Below are 14221 nucleotides of genomic sequence, written 5' to 3'. Positions count from 1 at the left end.
TTTTCACGGAATTTTTGCAGACCGGCGTTGAGAATCAACCGCGGGCGCTTGAGTGCGCTCGTCGTCAGTGAACTTTAAAAAAGACTAAGAGGCATGCCACGCGCATGACCTTTGGAGAGAGCATGGATTTTTGGACCGCCATACAGGCATTGATTCTCGGCATCGTCGAGGGGCTGACGGAGTTCCTGCCGATCTCCAGCACCGGGCACCAGATCATCGTCGCCGACCTGATCAATTTCGGCGGCGAGCGTTTCGAAGCTTTCAATATCATCATCCAGCTGGGCGCGATTCTCGCGGTGGTCTGGGAGTTTCGCCGCAAGATCCTCGATGTGGTGATCGGGCTGCCGACCCAGCCCAAGGCCCGGCGTTTCACCGTCAACCTGATCATCGCCGTATTGCCGGCGGTGGTATTGGGGGTGATTTTTGCCGACCTGATCAAGCATTACCTGTTCAACCCGATCACCGTCGCCAGTGCCCTGGTGGTCGGCGGAGTGATCATGTTGTGGGCCGAACAGCGCCAACATGCGGTGCGGGCTGAAACGGTGGATGACATTACCTGGAAAGACGCCCTCAAGGTCGGCCTGGCCCAGTGCCTGGCAATGATTCCGGGCACTTCGCGCTCCGGTGCGACGATCATCGGCGGCCTGTTGTTCGGCCTGTCGCGCAAGACGGCCACCGAGTTTTCGTTCTTCCTGGCCATGCCGACCATGGTCGGGGCAGCGGTTTACTCGGGCTACAAGTACCGCGACCTGTTCCAGCCGGCGGACTTCCCGGTATTCGCCATTGGTTTTGTCACCTCGTTCATCTTCGCCATGATCGCGGTCAAGGGCTTGCTCAAGTTCATCGCCAGCCACAGCTACGCAGTCTTTGCCTGGTACCGGATTGCGTTCGGCCTGGTCATCCTGGCGACCTGGCAATTCGGCTGGATCGACTGGACGGCCGTCAAGCCATGAGCATCCAGCATCCACGCCTGAAGGCGCTGATCTTTGTGTTGTTGTGCGCCGCGCCACTGCTGGGTTCAGCGCTGCTGTGGTATCGCGGCGAGACGGTGATCCCGTTGGCGGCGTATGGCGTGGTCAGCGTGGTGGCGTTCTTTCTGTACTGGAGCGACAAGCGCAAGGCGCAGACCGAGGGCAGGCGCACCCCGGAAAACATTCTGCACGCTGTCGAGCTGGCCGGCGGTTGGCCGGGTGCGCTGATTGCCCAGCAGGCGTTCCGACACAAGACGCGCAAGGTGTCTTACCAGGTGCTGTTCTGGGTGATCGTGCTGCTGCATCAGGTGTTTTGGCTGGACCAGCTGTTCCTGGGCGGTACGCTGCTTTCAATCCTCTAGCAACAAACCGACCTGCGTGCGCTTGGGCAGCTTGCTGACCACCAGTTGGTGGGAGCGCTGCAACAAACCACGCAGCTCGTCGGCGCCCAGCGGGTAGGGCGTATTCATGATGATCCACTGCGCCCGCGCCAGATACGGTGCGGGGTGGATGCCGGGGCGGTCGACGTGGCCCAGGAACAGTTCCTTGTCGACCTTGAACGCCAGCGAGTCGCCGCGCAGGTTCTGCAAGGCGAACATCTTGTTGCCGGCAATCGAGAACACGCGCACGCCGCCCCACTTATAATCTTCCCGCGCACCGGGCAGGGTCAGGCAGAACGCGGCCACTTGTGCTTCAGTCATGCTCATAACAATCGATCTCCACAGCCTTTGAAGCCTTCTTCCAGATAGTCGATCCACGCGCGGATCGCCGGCAGCACGCCGCGCCGATGCGGGTACACGGCCTGCAACCAGCCGCCCGGCAACGACCACTGCGGCAGCAGCTGCACCAGGCGGCCGCTGGCCAGTTCCTCTTCGCAATACATCATCGGCAGCACGGTGAAGCCGACGCCGAGCAGCGCGCTGGTCTTGCGCACGATAAAGTCTTCGATGCCCAGGCGGGCCTCCATCACCAACTCATGGGCGTTGCCCTGTGGGTCGATAATGCGTTGGTGCACCATGCGGTCCGCCTCAAGTGCACCGAGTATGGGCAGTTGTTTGAGGTCTTCCAGGGTTTCGACTTGCCGATCACGCATGAAGCCGGGGCTGGCGACCAACACGGTATGCGCCTGGCGCAAGCGTTTGGTGACCAGCAGCGGGTCTTCGTCGCCCAACTCTCGCACGCGTAGCGCCACGTCAATGCCTTCGGCGACCAGGTCGACACGGCGATTGACCAAGGTCATGTCCAATTGCACCAACGGGTGCGCGGCCAGAAAGCCTGCCACCAATTCCGGCAGGATCTGCTGGGCCAGACCCACCGGGCACGTGACCCGCAGGCGTCCACGCGGCTCGCTGGACATGCTCGCCACCGCCTCGTCGGCCATCTCCGCTTCCAGCAACATCGCCTGGCAATGGCGCAGATAACGTTCGCCCACGGCAGTCAGCGTCAATTGCCGGGTAGTGCGTTGCAGCAAGCGCGCTCCCAGGCGTTCTTCGAGCTCGGCAATGCGCCGCGACAGCCTGGACTTGGGTATCCCCAATAGCCGGCCCGCCGCGGCGAAACCACCGGCTTCGACCACTTTGGCGAAATAGTAGAGATCGTTAAGGTCTTGCATGGTCGGCCTATTGTCCTGTCAGTGGGACAAACTATCGCATTTAAGATGGCTTATCGGCTATTGGTTTCATGCGTAGCATCACCACCATCTGATCGCCACTGTCGATCCCACCTCGGAGACCCACCATGAAACTACTGCATATCGATTCCAGCATCCTCGGCGACAATTCGGCTTCCCGCCAACTCAGTGCCGGTGTGGTCAAGGCATGGCAAGCGGCTGAACCGGGTGTGCAAGTGACTTACCGTGACCTGGCCAGCGAAGGCATCAACCACTTCTCCGGCGCTACCCTGGGTGCACTGGGCACCGCGGCCGAACTGCGCGATGCCGCGCAAAAGCACGAAGCCGAACTGAGTGCATCGTCGCTGGCTGAATTCCTCGCCGCCGATGCCATAGTGGTAGGCGCGCCGATGTACAACTTCACCATTCCTACTCAGTTGAAAGCCTGGATCGACCGCATCGCGGTTGCCGGCCAGACCTTTCGTTACACCGAAGCCGGCCCTGAAGGCCTGTGCGGTAACAAGAAGGTGATTATCGTGTCCACGGCCGGTGGCTTGCACGCGGATCAGGCATCTGGCGCTGCCCATGAAGGCTACTTGAAACTGCTGTTCGGTTTTCTCGGCATCACCAATATTGAAATCGTCCGCGCTGAAGGGCTGGCCTACGGTGATGAAGCGCGCAGCAAAGCATTGAACGACGCCAACGTGCGGATTAACCAGCAGTTGTTCGCCGCGGCGTAAGGCTTGTGTAAATTAAGCCGTCACCCGGTTTCATTCTGAAGCCGGGCGCCTAAACTCTGTATTCTGATCGCCTGGGCGCGAGCGGAGTACGGAGTTTTTTCGTTTGTGGCCCAGGTTATGCAGAGGTTATGCAGATAGGGATCCGATGCCTGGACTTTTATTCGACATGCCGGTTCTTACGCAGCAAAGGTGGACACCCCCATGATGCGTCTTGGTGCTGTTTTGATTCTGTCCCTGTTTGGCGGCCTGCTTTCAGTGCACGCTGCACCGGCACCGCACCCGCATTGGAGTGTGGGGTTTCATCGCATGAGCGTGCTCGACCCGCTGGATTCGCAGCCGATGAAGGCCATTGCGTTTTACCCTTCCACTGACACCGAACGCACCACGCCACTGGGCGCCTATCAGGTCGCGGCCGGTGAAGACGCCAAGGTTGCCATCGGCCGTTTTCCCATGCTGATGCTGTCCCATGGCAATACCGGCACGCCCCTGGCCTTGCATGATCTGGCCACGTCACTGGCGCGCAAGGGATTTGTGGTGGTGGCGGTCCTGCATCCCGGCGACAACTATAAGGACCACAGCCGCCTGGGCACTGTGAGTAATCTGTATGGCCGGCCGATCCAGATCTCCCAGGCGATCACCGCGACCCTGGCTGATCCCATGCTGTCGCCCTTTGTGGATGTCGATCAAATTGGTGTCATCGGTTATTCAGCCGGTGGCGAAACCGCGCTGATCCTGGCGGGTGCCAAGCCGGATTTCGAGCGCCTGCGCCGTTACTGCCAGCAACGCCCTGAGGACCGTGATGCCTGCACCACCAAGGGCGAGTTGGTGGTCGACCGCGACGACTTGCAGCCCCAGGCTGACCCACGCATCCATGCCTTGATGCTGATGGCGCCACTGAGCCTGATGTTCGGCCGCCACACGCTGGCCGATGTGCACGTGCCGGTGTTGCTCTACAGTGGCGATGGCGACCAGTTGGTGGCGGTGGACAAAAACGCTGCCGCCCTGGCGCGTAAACTGCCAGAGCCACCGGACTTCAAGCTGTTGGCCGGGGCAGGGCACTTTGTATTCATGGCGCCATGCGACAGCGATCAACTGGCGACAATGCCAGGCATCTGCACCGATGCCGATGGCGTCGACCGCGAAGGTATTCACCGCGATATGGCCTCTGAAGCCGGGCGCTTTTTCAGCCGGACCCTCGGTGAGGCGACGCGTGCCGGCCTGCAGACGGCTGATCAGTAGGCGCGGCGCCTGAGCAGTACGGTCAGGGCGAGTGCGCTGACCGACAACAACGCGGCGCAGAAGAAGATCCAGCCGTAGCCGAGGTTCAACGCCACGGCGCCCATCAACGGCCCGGCAATCGCCAGCGCCAAGTCGAAAAACACCGCATAGGCACTCAGCCCCGCACCTCGGCTGCTGTCCGGCACTTGCTTGATGGCTTCAACCCCTAGCGCCGGGTACACCAGCGACAGGCCAAAGCCGGTCAGCCCGGCACCGATCAAGGCGACGCCGGTGGACGGTGCCAGCCATAGTAGCGTCAGGCCCAGGATTTCGATGCTCATGCAGGCGATGGCGGCGGTAAACCCACCAAACCGGCTGATGGCAGAAATGAACATCAGGCGCGAGAGAATAAAGCACACGCCAAATACCGTCAGGCAATACGCCGCGCCGCTCCAGCCACGATTGAGGTAGTACAGGGTAATGAAGGTCGTCAGCGTGCCGTAGCCAATCGATGCCAGGCACAGGCTGGTGCCGAACGGTGCGATTCGCCCGAACACTGCCCAGAACGGCAGCCGTTCACCGCGCACCACCGGCACCGACGGTTTATTGCGGATCAGCACCAGCCCCAACCCCGCCAGCACCGACAGGGTAATTCCCAGGCTGGTGTAGCCATATTCCGCCACCATCACCACGCCGACCGGCGCACCAACGGCAATGGCGCCGTAGGAGGCAATGCCATTCCAGGAGATCGAGCGGGCGGTGTGTTCAGTGCCTACCGCGCCCATGCACCAACTGATGGTGCCCACGCCAATCAGGCCCTGGGCCACGCCCAGCAACAGGCGACCGACGATCAGAATGCCCAGGCTCAAGGCTGGCAGGCTCTCCACCAGGGTGGCGATAAAGGTCAGCACGCCGCTGATCAGGATGCCGGCCAGGCCCAGCACGATCGCACGCTTGGTGCCGACGCTATCCGACATCCGCCCGGCCATTGGGCGGCTGAGCAGCGTGGCCAGGTATTGCGAACCGATGGTGACCCCGGCGACAACTGCGCTGAAACCCAGTTGTTCGTGCACATAGCCTGGAATCACTGCAATCGGCAGGCCGATGCAGATAAAGGCGATGAAGGTGTAGAACACGATGGAGACGATCTGCAGGGTGATCGACAGGGAGGAGGGGGCGGCAGGCATGGGTGCTCATTCGCTGGCGGGCGGTACGGCCATGATGCCACTGCTCTAACCAATGTGGGAGGGGGCTTGCTCCCGATAGCGGAGTGTCAGCCAACAGATCTATTGACTGAAACACTGCGATCGGGAGCAAGCCCCCTCCCACATTTGGATCTGACTGCCCTGAAAGCTGAGGGCGTTCTTAGAACACCACACCCTGGCTACGCAGGTAGTCGTCATAGGTGCCGCTGAAGTCGATCACGCCGCTTGGGCTCAACTCGATGATGCGGGTTGCCAGGGACGATACGAACTCGCGGTCGTGGCTGACGAAGATCAGCGTGCCCGGGTAGTTTTCCAGCGCCAGGTTCAGCGCCTCGATGGATTCCATGTCCAAGTGGTTGGTCGGTTCGTCCATGATCAGCACGTTCGGCTTTTGCAGGATCAGCTTGCCGAACAACATGCGGCCTTGCTCACCACCGGAGATCACTTTGACCGACTTCTGGATTTCGTCGTTGGAGAACAACATGCGGCCCAGGGTGCCACGGATCATTTGTTCGCCTTGGGTCCACTGGCCCATCCAGTCGAACAGGCTCACGTCGTCTTCGAAGTCGTGGGCGTGGTCCTGGGCGTAGTAGCCCAGTTCGGCGGCGTCGGTCCACTTGATGCTGCCGGCATCCGGGGTCAGTTCGTTGACCAGGGTGCGCAGCAGGGTGGTCTTGCCGATACCGTTCGGGCCGATGATCGCCACGCGCTCGCCGGCTTCAACCTGGAAGCTGAAGTCCTTGAACAGCGGCTTGCCGTCAAAACCTTTGGCCATCTTCTCGACCATGACCGCCTGGCGGTGCAGCTTTTTATTCTGCTCGAAACGGATGAACGGGCTCACACGACTCGACGGCTTGACTTCGGCCAGTTGGATCTTGTCGATCGCCTTGGCACGGGACGTGGCCTGCTTGGCTTTCGAGGCGTTGGCCGAGAAGCGGCTGACGAAGGATTGCAGTTCGGAGATCTGCGCTTTCTTCTTGGCGTTGTCCGACAGCAACTGCTCGCGGGACTGGGTCGCCACGGTCATGTACTCGTCGTAGTTGCCCGGGAACAGGCGCAGCTCGCCGTAGTCCAGGTCAGCCATGTGGGTGCACACGCTGTTCAGGAAGTGGCGGTCGTGAGAGATGATGATCATCAGGCTGGAGCGCTGGGTGAGGATGTTTTCCAGCCAGCGGATGGTGTTGATGTCCAAGTGGTTGGTCGGTTCGTCGAGCAACAGCACTTCAGGGTCCGAGAACAGCGCCTGAGCCAGCAATACACGCAGTTTCCAGCCTGGGGACACTTCGCTCATCGGGCCGAAATGCTGCTCCAGGGGAATCCCCAGGCCCAGCAGCAACTCACCGGCGCGGGATTCGGCGGTGTAGCCGTCCATTTCGGCGAACTCGGTTTCCAGCTCGGCCACGGCCATGCCGTCTTCTTCGCTCATTTCCGGCAGCGAATAGATACGGTCGCGCTCGGCCTTGACCTTCCACAGCTCCTCGTGGCCCATGATCACGGTGTCGAGCACGGTGAATTCTTCGTACGCGAACTGGTCCTGGCGCAGTTTACCCAGGCGCACATTCGGCTCCAGCATGACCTGGCCGCCGGACGGGTCGAGGTCGCCACCGAGGATTTTCATGAAGGTCGACTTGCCGCAACCGTTGGCCCCGATCAAACCATAGCGGTTGCCGGCGCCGAACTTGACCGAGACGTTCTCGAAGAGCGGCTTGGCGCCGAACTGCATGGTGATGTTAGCTGTGGAGATCAATTACTTTACCTATCAATGGGTTGCGAGCGTGACGGCAGGTGCCTTCAGGCATGCGTCAACAGCGACATCAAGGCGCGAAACCCGGTCGCTGAGCGGAAAATTTGGGATGTGTGTTGGAATTTGGCGCGCATTGTCGCATATGTGAGGCGACAGTTGTATGGCAGTCGACGACGATGTTCCGCGCCTTGTGTGATTCGAAGCGCTGAAACCAAAGCTCGGGCCCGCGGGCAGGTATTCATTTTTTAGGTAACGATTGACAGTCTTTTCCCGTCCATCACCAATCTGTCCCGGCCATGGGCACTGAGGCCACATCAAAAGTCATCTGAAAAGGGGCAATGGGTATGGGGGTTTTCGATTACAAGAGCATGACGGGCCAGAAGGCCAAGGCGCTGTTGAACGACGCTTTGGTCTTGTCCGATTACGCTTATGACGCCAGCGGCCAACCGCTGACCGCTGGCGGTTGGGCGCCTATCGGTGCGCAGGCACTGGGGGTGACGCAGAAAGTCGACGAGTACGGCACCTTTTGGGGCGAGACGGTATTGGCTCCCTCCGCCAACGTCAAGATTGTGGGGCAGTACGATGGCGTGGGTAAGCTGATCGCCATGGGGGTTGCCTTTCGTGGGACGTCCTTTGGCTTGTCCTGGGATGGATTGGGCGACGTCGCCAGCGATCTGGCTGCTGCCGCCGTACCCGGATACGCCGCCCATTATGCTCAGTTCGCGTTCAGTGGCTTATTGGAGAACGTCGCCAGCTACGCCAGGAGCCAGGGCTTGACCGGCAAGGATATCCTGGTCACCGGCCATAGCCTCGGCGCACTCGGGGCCAACAGCTTGGCGACCTTGAGCCATGATCATTGGGGCGGCTTCTTCGAGGATGCCAACTACGTCACCTTCGCCTCACCCACACAGCGTTCGGGTGACACTCGGATCTTGAATATCGGCTATGAGAATGACCTGGTGTTCAAGGCCATTGATGGCGAAGGCATCAATACGTCGGCACTGCGCTGGGGTAACGATAGCGTTTGGGATTCGGCGGCCAATAACCTGGTCAGCTTTACCGATAACTACGCCTCGGCCTGGGCGCATTTACCCAATGCCCTCAACTGGGGAGTCGGCAAGGCTCACTCCCTGGACGGTTACATCCAAGGCATGAAGCGTATCGCGTCCTCGGATTTCTACGACCTGACCAGCAAAGACTCGACCATCGTAGTCTCCAGCCTCAGCGAGGCCACGCGTGAAACCACCTGGGTGCAAGACCTGAATCGCTACGCCGAAAAACACACCGGCAATACCTTCATCTTCGGTACCGAGGGCAACGACCTGCTCAAGGGCGGAGCGGGCAATGACTTCCTGGAAGGTGGCGCAGGTGATGATCGTTTCCGCGATGACGGCGGCTACAACATCCTGCTGGGGGGGCAGGGCAATAACGTCTTCGAACTGCAAAAGCCACTGGGCGCCTTCAGCTTTGCCAATGACGGCGATGGCACGTTGTATGTCAACGACGCCTATGGCGGTATCAGTATGACCCGGGATATCGGCGCATTGGTCAGCAAAGAGAAGGCCTATATACCCTGGACTTCAATCCCTTGGGGCTCCAATGACATCACTTATAAGGTGACCGGCGAAGGCCTGCTGGCCGGTAACGACCTGACGCACTACGCGGCCTCTACCAACGGCGATGCCCATGACAATGTCCTCACCGCTCATGCCACGGGTGATTGGCTGTTCGGCTTGGGCGGCGACGATCACCTGATCGGAGGCCCGGGTAATGACGTATTTGTCGGCGGCACCGACAATGACCTGATGGTTGCAGGCGGTGGCAGTAATACCTTCCTGTTCGAAGGCATCTTCGGCAACGACCGGATCCAGGGTTACCAGGCCAGCGATAAGCTGGTGTTCATGGGTATGGCTGGCCTGGGCCAGGATTACGATTACCGCTCTTATGCCTCGACGTTCGAGGACAACACCGTGCTGGCCTTTGGTGACAACTCGGTGATGTTAATGGGCGTGAACATGACTCAGTTGAATGGCGCAGGCATCTTTATTTCCTGAACGCAGGCCGGGCAGAGCACCTTGGATGACTGGGGTGTTCTGCTTCAGCCCATTACCGGCACCTGCAGACTGGGTTTTGCCAGGGTTTCCGGCATCGCCAGCCACAACAGCAGCAACGCCACGCCCGCCACGCCCGCCAAGGTCAGAAAGGCTGCGTTATAGCCGGCCTGTTGCACCACGAAGCCGGCCAGGCTGCTGCTTAGCGCCGCGCCGAGGCCGAACACAGTGGAAAGGGCGCCCAGACTGACATTGAAACGCCCGGTACCTTGGGTCAGGTCCTTGACGATGACCGGGAACAGCGCGCCGAAAATACCCGCGCCGATACCGTCAAGCATCTGCACCGCCACCAGCCAATACGGATCGCTGGACAGGGTATACAGCACGCCACGCAGCGGCAGGATCAGAAAGCCGGCCAGCAACAGCGGCTTGCGCCCCCAGATATCTGCCTTGAGCCCGACCAGCCAGGCGATCGGGACCATGACCAACTGTGCGGCGACAATGCAGGCTGAGGTCAGGGGCGTGGCCATCTGCAGGTTGATCTGCGCCAGCTTCTGGCTGACCAGTGGCAGCATCGCGGCATTGGCCAGGTGAAACAGCGCGCAGCAGACGGCGAACAGCAGCAACGGGCGGTTGGCCAGCAAGACGGTCAGGCCCGATGGCTGCTCATGGTCGCTGTGATGGGCGGGATCGAAGCCACGGGCTACCTCATGATCAATCGCCTTGCCAGAAACACAACTGACCGCAATGACACTGGCGACTGCCATAAACGCCATCAGGTAAAACACCACCACCGGCCCATACAGATACGCCAGGCCCCCGGCCAGCAGTGCGGCCACGGCGTTGCCGGCGTGGTTGAAGGTTTCGTTGCGCCCGGTACGCCGAGTGAAAGCACGGGGGCCGGTAATCCCAAGGGAGATGGCAGAAATGGCCGGGGCGAATACCGATGCGGCAACGGCGCTGGCGGCCTGGGTCAGCGCCACCCAGCCAAATGAACTGACGAAGGGCAGTATCAGGCAGCTGCCAGTGACCAGCAGCGCGGCAATCGCGATGACTGCGCGCTTGCTGCGGGTTCGGTCGATCAGCGCACCCGCCGGGCCCTGGGTGATCAAGGCGGCGATACCGGCCAGGGTCATGACTACGCCGATACTGGCCGGGTCCCATTTATGGACCGCCAGCAGGTAGATCGCCAGATACGGCCCGAGACCGTCGCGAACATCCGCGAGGAAGAAGTTCAGGCTGTCCAGGGAAAGGGCAGTACGCAGATCTGAATGATGGGCCACAGTGCGACCTTCAAGAGCGGCGTTCAAGGGCTGAACACGCGATGGCTTAATGACCGGTAGGCTTGGCTATAAGTTTCGCTGGTACTGCGGGTTTTATCTGGCAGATATTTGGCTTATGTTCCTAAGCCCGCTGTATTGACTTTCTGGAGACGCAATGGACATGCCCTCAGCGCAAGAGGCGATTGCCAGCAATAAAAACGCTTGGGACGAATCGGCCCGGTTGCACAAAGACACGGCGACCTGGAGGGAGCTACTGGCCTCGGTGGCCGAACCTGACTTTTCCTGCCTTGACCCCACTATCACCGCGTTGCTGCATGAGGTAGGTGTGGCGGGCAAAGACGTCGTGCAGTTGTGCTGCAACAACGGGCGCGAGTCCCTGTCATTGTATGGCTTGGGCGCGCGCTCGGTGGTGGGGGTCGATCAATCCCGGGCGTTTATCGAGCAGGCTCTGGAATTGGCGGCAGTCTCGCCCCATAACCCTGAATTCATATTGACCGATATCCACCATTTACCCGAGCGGTTACATGCTCGGTTCGATGTCGCCTTGGTGACCATTGGTGTGCTGGGCTGGATGCCTGATGTGGCGCTGTTCATGAAGCATGTTGCCAGTGTGCTGAAGCCAGGCGGTACTTTGGTGGTGTACGAAACCCATCCATTCCTGGAGGTTTTCGACCCCCGTGCCGCCAACCCGCTGTTGCCTGACAGTTCTTACTTTCAGCGCGAGCCGTTTGTCTTGCAAGAGGCCATTGTCTATGAAGGGCAGGGCGAGCAGGCCGGGCCGACGTCCTATTGGTATGTACACACCCTGGGCAGTGTCGTCAGCGGGGCAATCACGGCACACCTTCAGATCGATCACTTGCAGGAATACCCGCATTCCAACCGGGAAGAACTTTACGATCAATATGAGCATCAGGTCGCGCAGTTACCCCTGTGCTTTACCCTGACGGCGACCAAACGTAACGACTGATCAAGTTCACAGCGCACAAAAAAAAGCCCGCGAGGAGAGGCGGGCCAAGGGATTCACTGGAGTAGGTATATGTAACCCTATCTGCCGGAAAGTGAAGAACGTGTGAAAATGCCGTGATCAAATCGGATAAACGCACCGATCACGAGCGCCGCACGAAGGTGCGCATGGTTTGCCCAGGGCCGGTGCTGAATACGGTGGGCCTGGGCATGCCTTCATCCGCTGCGATAAATACGAAATCATCGCCGTCGAGCCGGTAACTGGCGGGAAGCTGCTTGCCCGCGTCATCGCCGATAGCGTCAATCCAGGTAATGCTTTTGGGCGTGGTACTGGCATCCAGGAAAAAACGCCCTGCCAGCAGTCGATCACCGTTGACGGTGGTCACTTCGAAGCAATCGCCCGTAATGGTGGTAATAGCCCCTGGCGCACTGTGGGCGTCGGCGGGGTTGAGGATGCCACTGTCTTCAAGGGCAGTCTGCTCCCAGGTGCCTTGTAAGCCGCGTAAATCGAGAGTTGAAACAGACAGCATGCAAATTCCTTATTGCTGATCAGGGAAGCGCCCCGTTGCATCAGGTACACAACCACGACGCAGGCGGATAAGTTTTTTCTTTAGAAGACAGCTATTTGACAGCATTTTGATGTTCTATTGACTATGCTTGCAAGCGCGCAAGTCCGACAATGGCTGCGCCATTTGTACTACTCCTCGATATAAAACCGAAATAATCCTTGAGAATGTGGGATATTTCGGCTGGCTAAGTGGTCACATCGCCACCGGTCCGGCGTATCCAGGGCGTTGTCCCTGATTTTTGAAGCCATTCAGGCTTCTGAGAATGATGGCCTTTTAGTATTATTTTAAGGTGTTCTTATTTTGAATCGCACTTCCCCGCTCCCGCCCTCCGTAGCGTCTGATGAAATTGATCTGTTTGAATTGTTTCACGCCATCTGGCGACAAAAAAAGCTGGTAGTCGGATGCACGCTTCTGGTGGGCGTATTAGGGGCGGGGTACGCGTTCCTGGCACCCAAGACTTATGAAGTCAGCAGTGTGCTGCGGCCTGCGGCAATCAACGAACTGGATGCGTTGAACCGTTCGGAAGTCTATAAGTTGCCTCCCGCTGATGCCCTGATGAAAGTGGGAGCACAGTTAGACTCTTACGAGGCGCGCTTGGGATTTTTCAAGGAACACGAGGAATTGTTCAAGGCGTTCAAGAAGCCGGGGCAGAGCCTTGAGCAAAGCTTTGAGGCGTTCAATCGAAACTCTGTCAACCTGATCCTGCCGGACCCGAAGAAATCAGACTCGCTGAGCAGCTATATTCGCTTGGAACTGCAATACCCGACAGACGTTGATGGTGTCGCGATTCTCAACGGCTTTGTAGACTACGCCATCGCTGCCGAGCGTCAGCAGGTGGGTGCCGACCTCAAGGTGATCGTCAATAACCGCTTGAGCGAACTCAAAGGCAAGATCAACGCCGCCCGTGACAACTACGATACGGAAAAGGAATCCAAGATCGCCAAGTTGCTCGAGGCTGACCGACTCAAGCGTGCCCAGTTGCAGGATGAGCTCAGCGCGCTGCGCCTGCAGATGAAGATGGAGCGTACCAATCGCCTGGCCGAGCTGGCGGAAGCCATCTCTATTGCCAAGTCCATGGGCATCCGCACCCCGACGACGCCATCTTCCATGGCTGACTCCACGCGCAGTGGGTCGAGCCAGGTCATGCGCACAGAGGTGAACAATCAGAAGATCCCGCTGTACTTCATGGGCACCGAAGCTCTGGAAGCCGAACGCGCTGCGCTGCAACAGCGCACCAGCGATGACTTCACCAACCCGCGAATTGCCGAGATCGGCAAGGATTTGCAACTGCTCGAAAGCAACCGCGAAGTCGAGGTGCTGCGCAAGCGCGGCAATGAGGACATATTCCTGCAGGACGTCGAGCCGCTTCGCGCTGAAGTCGCCAGGCTGCGTGGCTTGAACATCGACATGAGCAACCTCAAGCTGGTGACGATCGACCGTCGCGCCCAGGAGCCTCTGGCGCCGATCAAGCCGAAAAAATCGCTGATCATTGCTTTGAGTCTGGTGGGTGGCCTGTTGGTGGGACTCATGATCGCGCTCATTCGCTACTTCATCCGCAGTCGTAGCCAGGCCGTACCCTTTACGGCGTTGGGAGACGGCAGTTTGCCCCGCCGCGAGACTAAGGACACCCCGCAATAATTTCAGCAAAACCTTTAAGCAGGTGGGCGGGAACGCCTGCCTGTTCCCACCCCAGCACACTCAGTAGACAGCTTTTCACAATTCTTAGTTAACCTTTGGTTACAAAGTATGGCTAAATAACCGCCAATGGTTACACGCCGCAAGGTCGCCCAGCCGGCCGTGTCACCTGTACGTGAATTGTGATTTCAGGTGCTGCATATCCATCCTCGGCCGTTGTGGGCCCGCAGGAG

General features: G+C 59.3%; 13 protein-coding genes. 7 read left to right on the top strand and 6 right to left on the bottom strand.

Translation table 11 applies throughout. The features are described 5' to 3' along the window. Nucleotides 1-122: 122 nt before the first annotated feature. Nucleotides 123-953 carry an undecaprenyl-diphosphate phosphatase gene (locus PSEBG33_RS12735; RefSeq protein ID WP_005788518.1) on the top strand — a complete coding sequence of 277 codons (831 nt, stop codon included), beginning with the start codon at nucleotides 123-125 and terminating at the stop codon, nucleotides 951-953. Further along, the gene (locus PSEBG33_RS12740; RefSeq protein WP_005788517.1) at nucleotides 950-1333 is read left to right on the top strand and encodes a DUF1294 domain-containing protein; all 384 of its coding nucleotides are present in this window, start codon (nucleotides 950-952) and stop codon (nucleotides 1331-1333) included. The genes PSEBG33_RS12735 and PSEBG33_RS12740 overlap by 4 nt, the downstream gene beginning before the upstream one ends. On the opposite strand, the gene PSEBG33_RS12745 is transcribed toward PSEBG33_RS12740, so the two are convergent. Together PSEBG33_RS12745 and PSEBG33_RS12750 are read right to left on the bottom strand one after the other, a co-directional pair. Then, nucleotides 1322-1678 carry an MmcQ/YjbR family DNA-binding protein gene (locus tag PSEBG33_RS12745; RefSeq protein ID WP_005788516.1) on the bottom strand — a complete coding sequence of 119 codons (357 nt, stop codon included), beginning with the start codon at nucleotides 1676-1678 and terminating at the stop codon, nucleotides 1322-1324. The two genes, PSEBG33_RS12740 and PSEBG33_RS12745, sit on opposite strands and share 12 nt — an antisense overlap. After that, nucleotides 1675-2583 carry a LysR substrate-binding domain-containing protein gene (locus PSEBG33_RS12750; protein WP_005788515.1) on the bottom strand — a complete coding sequence of 303 codons (909 nt, stop codon included), beginning with the start codon at nucleotides 2581-2583 and terminating at the stop codon, nucleotides 1675-1677. Before PSEBG33_RS12750 ends, PSEBG33_RS12745 begins: the two co-directional genes overlap by 4 nt. A gap of 125 nt (nucleotides 2584-2708) precedes the next feature. On the opposite strand from PSEBG33_RS12750, the gene PSEBG33_RS12755 reads away from it, so the two are divergent. Both PSEBG33_RS12755 and PSEBG33_RS12760 read left to right on the top strand, forming a co-directional pair. Then, a complete protein-coding gene (locus PSEBG33_RS12755; protein ID WP_005788514.1) occupies nucleotides 2709-3320 on the top strand; it encodes an FMN-dependent NADH-azoreductase in 612 nt (203 codons plus the stop codon). A 201-nt stretch (nucleotides 3321-3521) separates the two neighbouring features. Next, nucleotides 3522-4559, top strand: coding sequence for an alpha/beta hydrolase family protein (locus tag PSEBG33_RS12760; protein ID WP_005788513.1), 1038 nt, complete (start codon nucleotides 3522-3524; stop codon nucleotides 4557-4559). On the opposite strand, the gene PSEBG33_RS12765 is transcribed toward PSEBG33_RS12760, so the two are convergent. After that, nucleotides 4553-5725, bottom strand: coding sequence for an MFS transporter (locus PSEBG33_RS12765; RefSeq protein ID WP_005788512.1), 1173 nt, complete (start codon nucleotides 5723-5725; stop codon nucleotides 4553-4555). The two genes, PSEBG33_RS12760 and PSEBG33_RS12765, sit on opposite strands and share 7 nt — an antisense overlap. Nucleotides 5726-5903: 178 nt before the next feature. Next, nucleotides 5904-7490 (bottom strand): ABC-F family ATPase, encoded by a 1587-nt coding sequence (locus PSEBG33_RS12770; protein ID WP_003191057.1) that lies wholly within the window; start codon nucleotides 7488-7490, stop codon nucleotides 5904-5906. A 341-nt stretch (nucleotides 7491-7831) separates the two neighbouring features. Between PSEBG33_RS12770 and PSEBG33_RS12775 the strand changes: the two genes are divergently transcribed. After that, the gene (locus tag PSEBG33_RS12775; protein ID WP_005788511.1) at nucleotides 7832-9541 is read left to right on the top strand and encodes a hypothetical protein; all 1710 of its coding nucleotides are present in this window, start codon (nucleotides 7832-7834) and stop codon (nucleotides 9539-9541) included. Nucleotides 9542-9585: 44 nt separating this feature from the next. On the opposite strand, the gene PSEBG33_RS12780 is transcribed toward PSEBG33_RS12775, so the two are convergent. Next, nucleotides 9586-10821: an MFS transporter gene (locus tag PSEBG33_RS12780; protein WP_005788510.1), complete on the bottom strand. Its 1236-nt coding sequence runs from the start codon at nucleotides 10819-10821 to the stop codon at nucleotides 9586-9588. Between the two features lie 154 nt (nucleotides 10822-10975). Here PSEBG33_RS12780 and PSEBG33_RS12785 point away from each other — a divergent pair, with 154 nt between their 5' ends. Then, nucleotides 10976-11788 carry a class I SAM-dependent methyltransferase gene (locus PSEBG33_RS12785; RefSeq protein WP_005788509.1) on the top strand — a complete coding sequence of 271 codons (813 nt, stop codon included), beginning with the start codon at nucleotides 10976-10978 and terminating at the stop codon, nucleotides 11786-11788. Between the two features lie 139 nt (nucleotides 11789-11927). Here PSEBG33_RS12785 and PSEBG33_RS12790 read toward each other — a convergent pair whose 3' ends face one another. Continuing rightward, nucleotides 11928-12314 (bottom strand): TIGR03067 domain-containing protein, encoded by a 387-nt coding sequence (locus PSEBG33_RS12790; RefSeq protein ID WP_005788508.1) that lies wholly within the window; start codon nucleotides 12312-12314, stop codon nucleotides 11928-11930. A 339-nt stretch (nucleotides 12315-12653) separates the two neighbouring features. Between PSEBG33_RS12790 and PSEBG33_RS12795 the strand changes: the two genes are divergently transcribed. Beyond that, nucleotides 12654-13991, top strand: coding sequence for an LPS O-antigen chain length determinant protein WzzB (locus PSEBG33_RS12795; protein ID WP_005788507.1), 1338 nt, complete (start codon nucleotides 12654-12656; stop codon nucleotides 13989-13991). Nucleotides 13992-14221 lie beyond the last annotated feature (230 nt).

The organism is Pseudomonas synxantha BG33R, from assembly GCF_000263715.2.
Taxonomy (GTDB): Bacteria; Pseudomonadota; Gammaproteobacteria; order Pseudomonadales; family Pseudomonadaceae; genus Aquipseudomonas; species Aquipseudomonas synxantha_A.
This window is presented reverse-complemented; position numbering and strand designations above follow the sequence as displayed.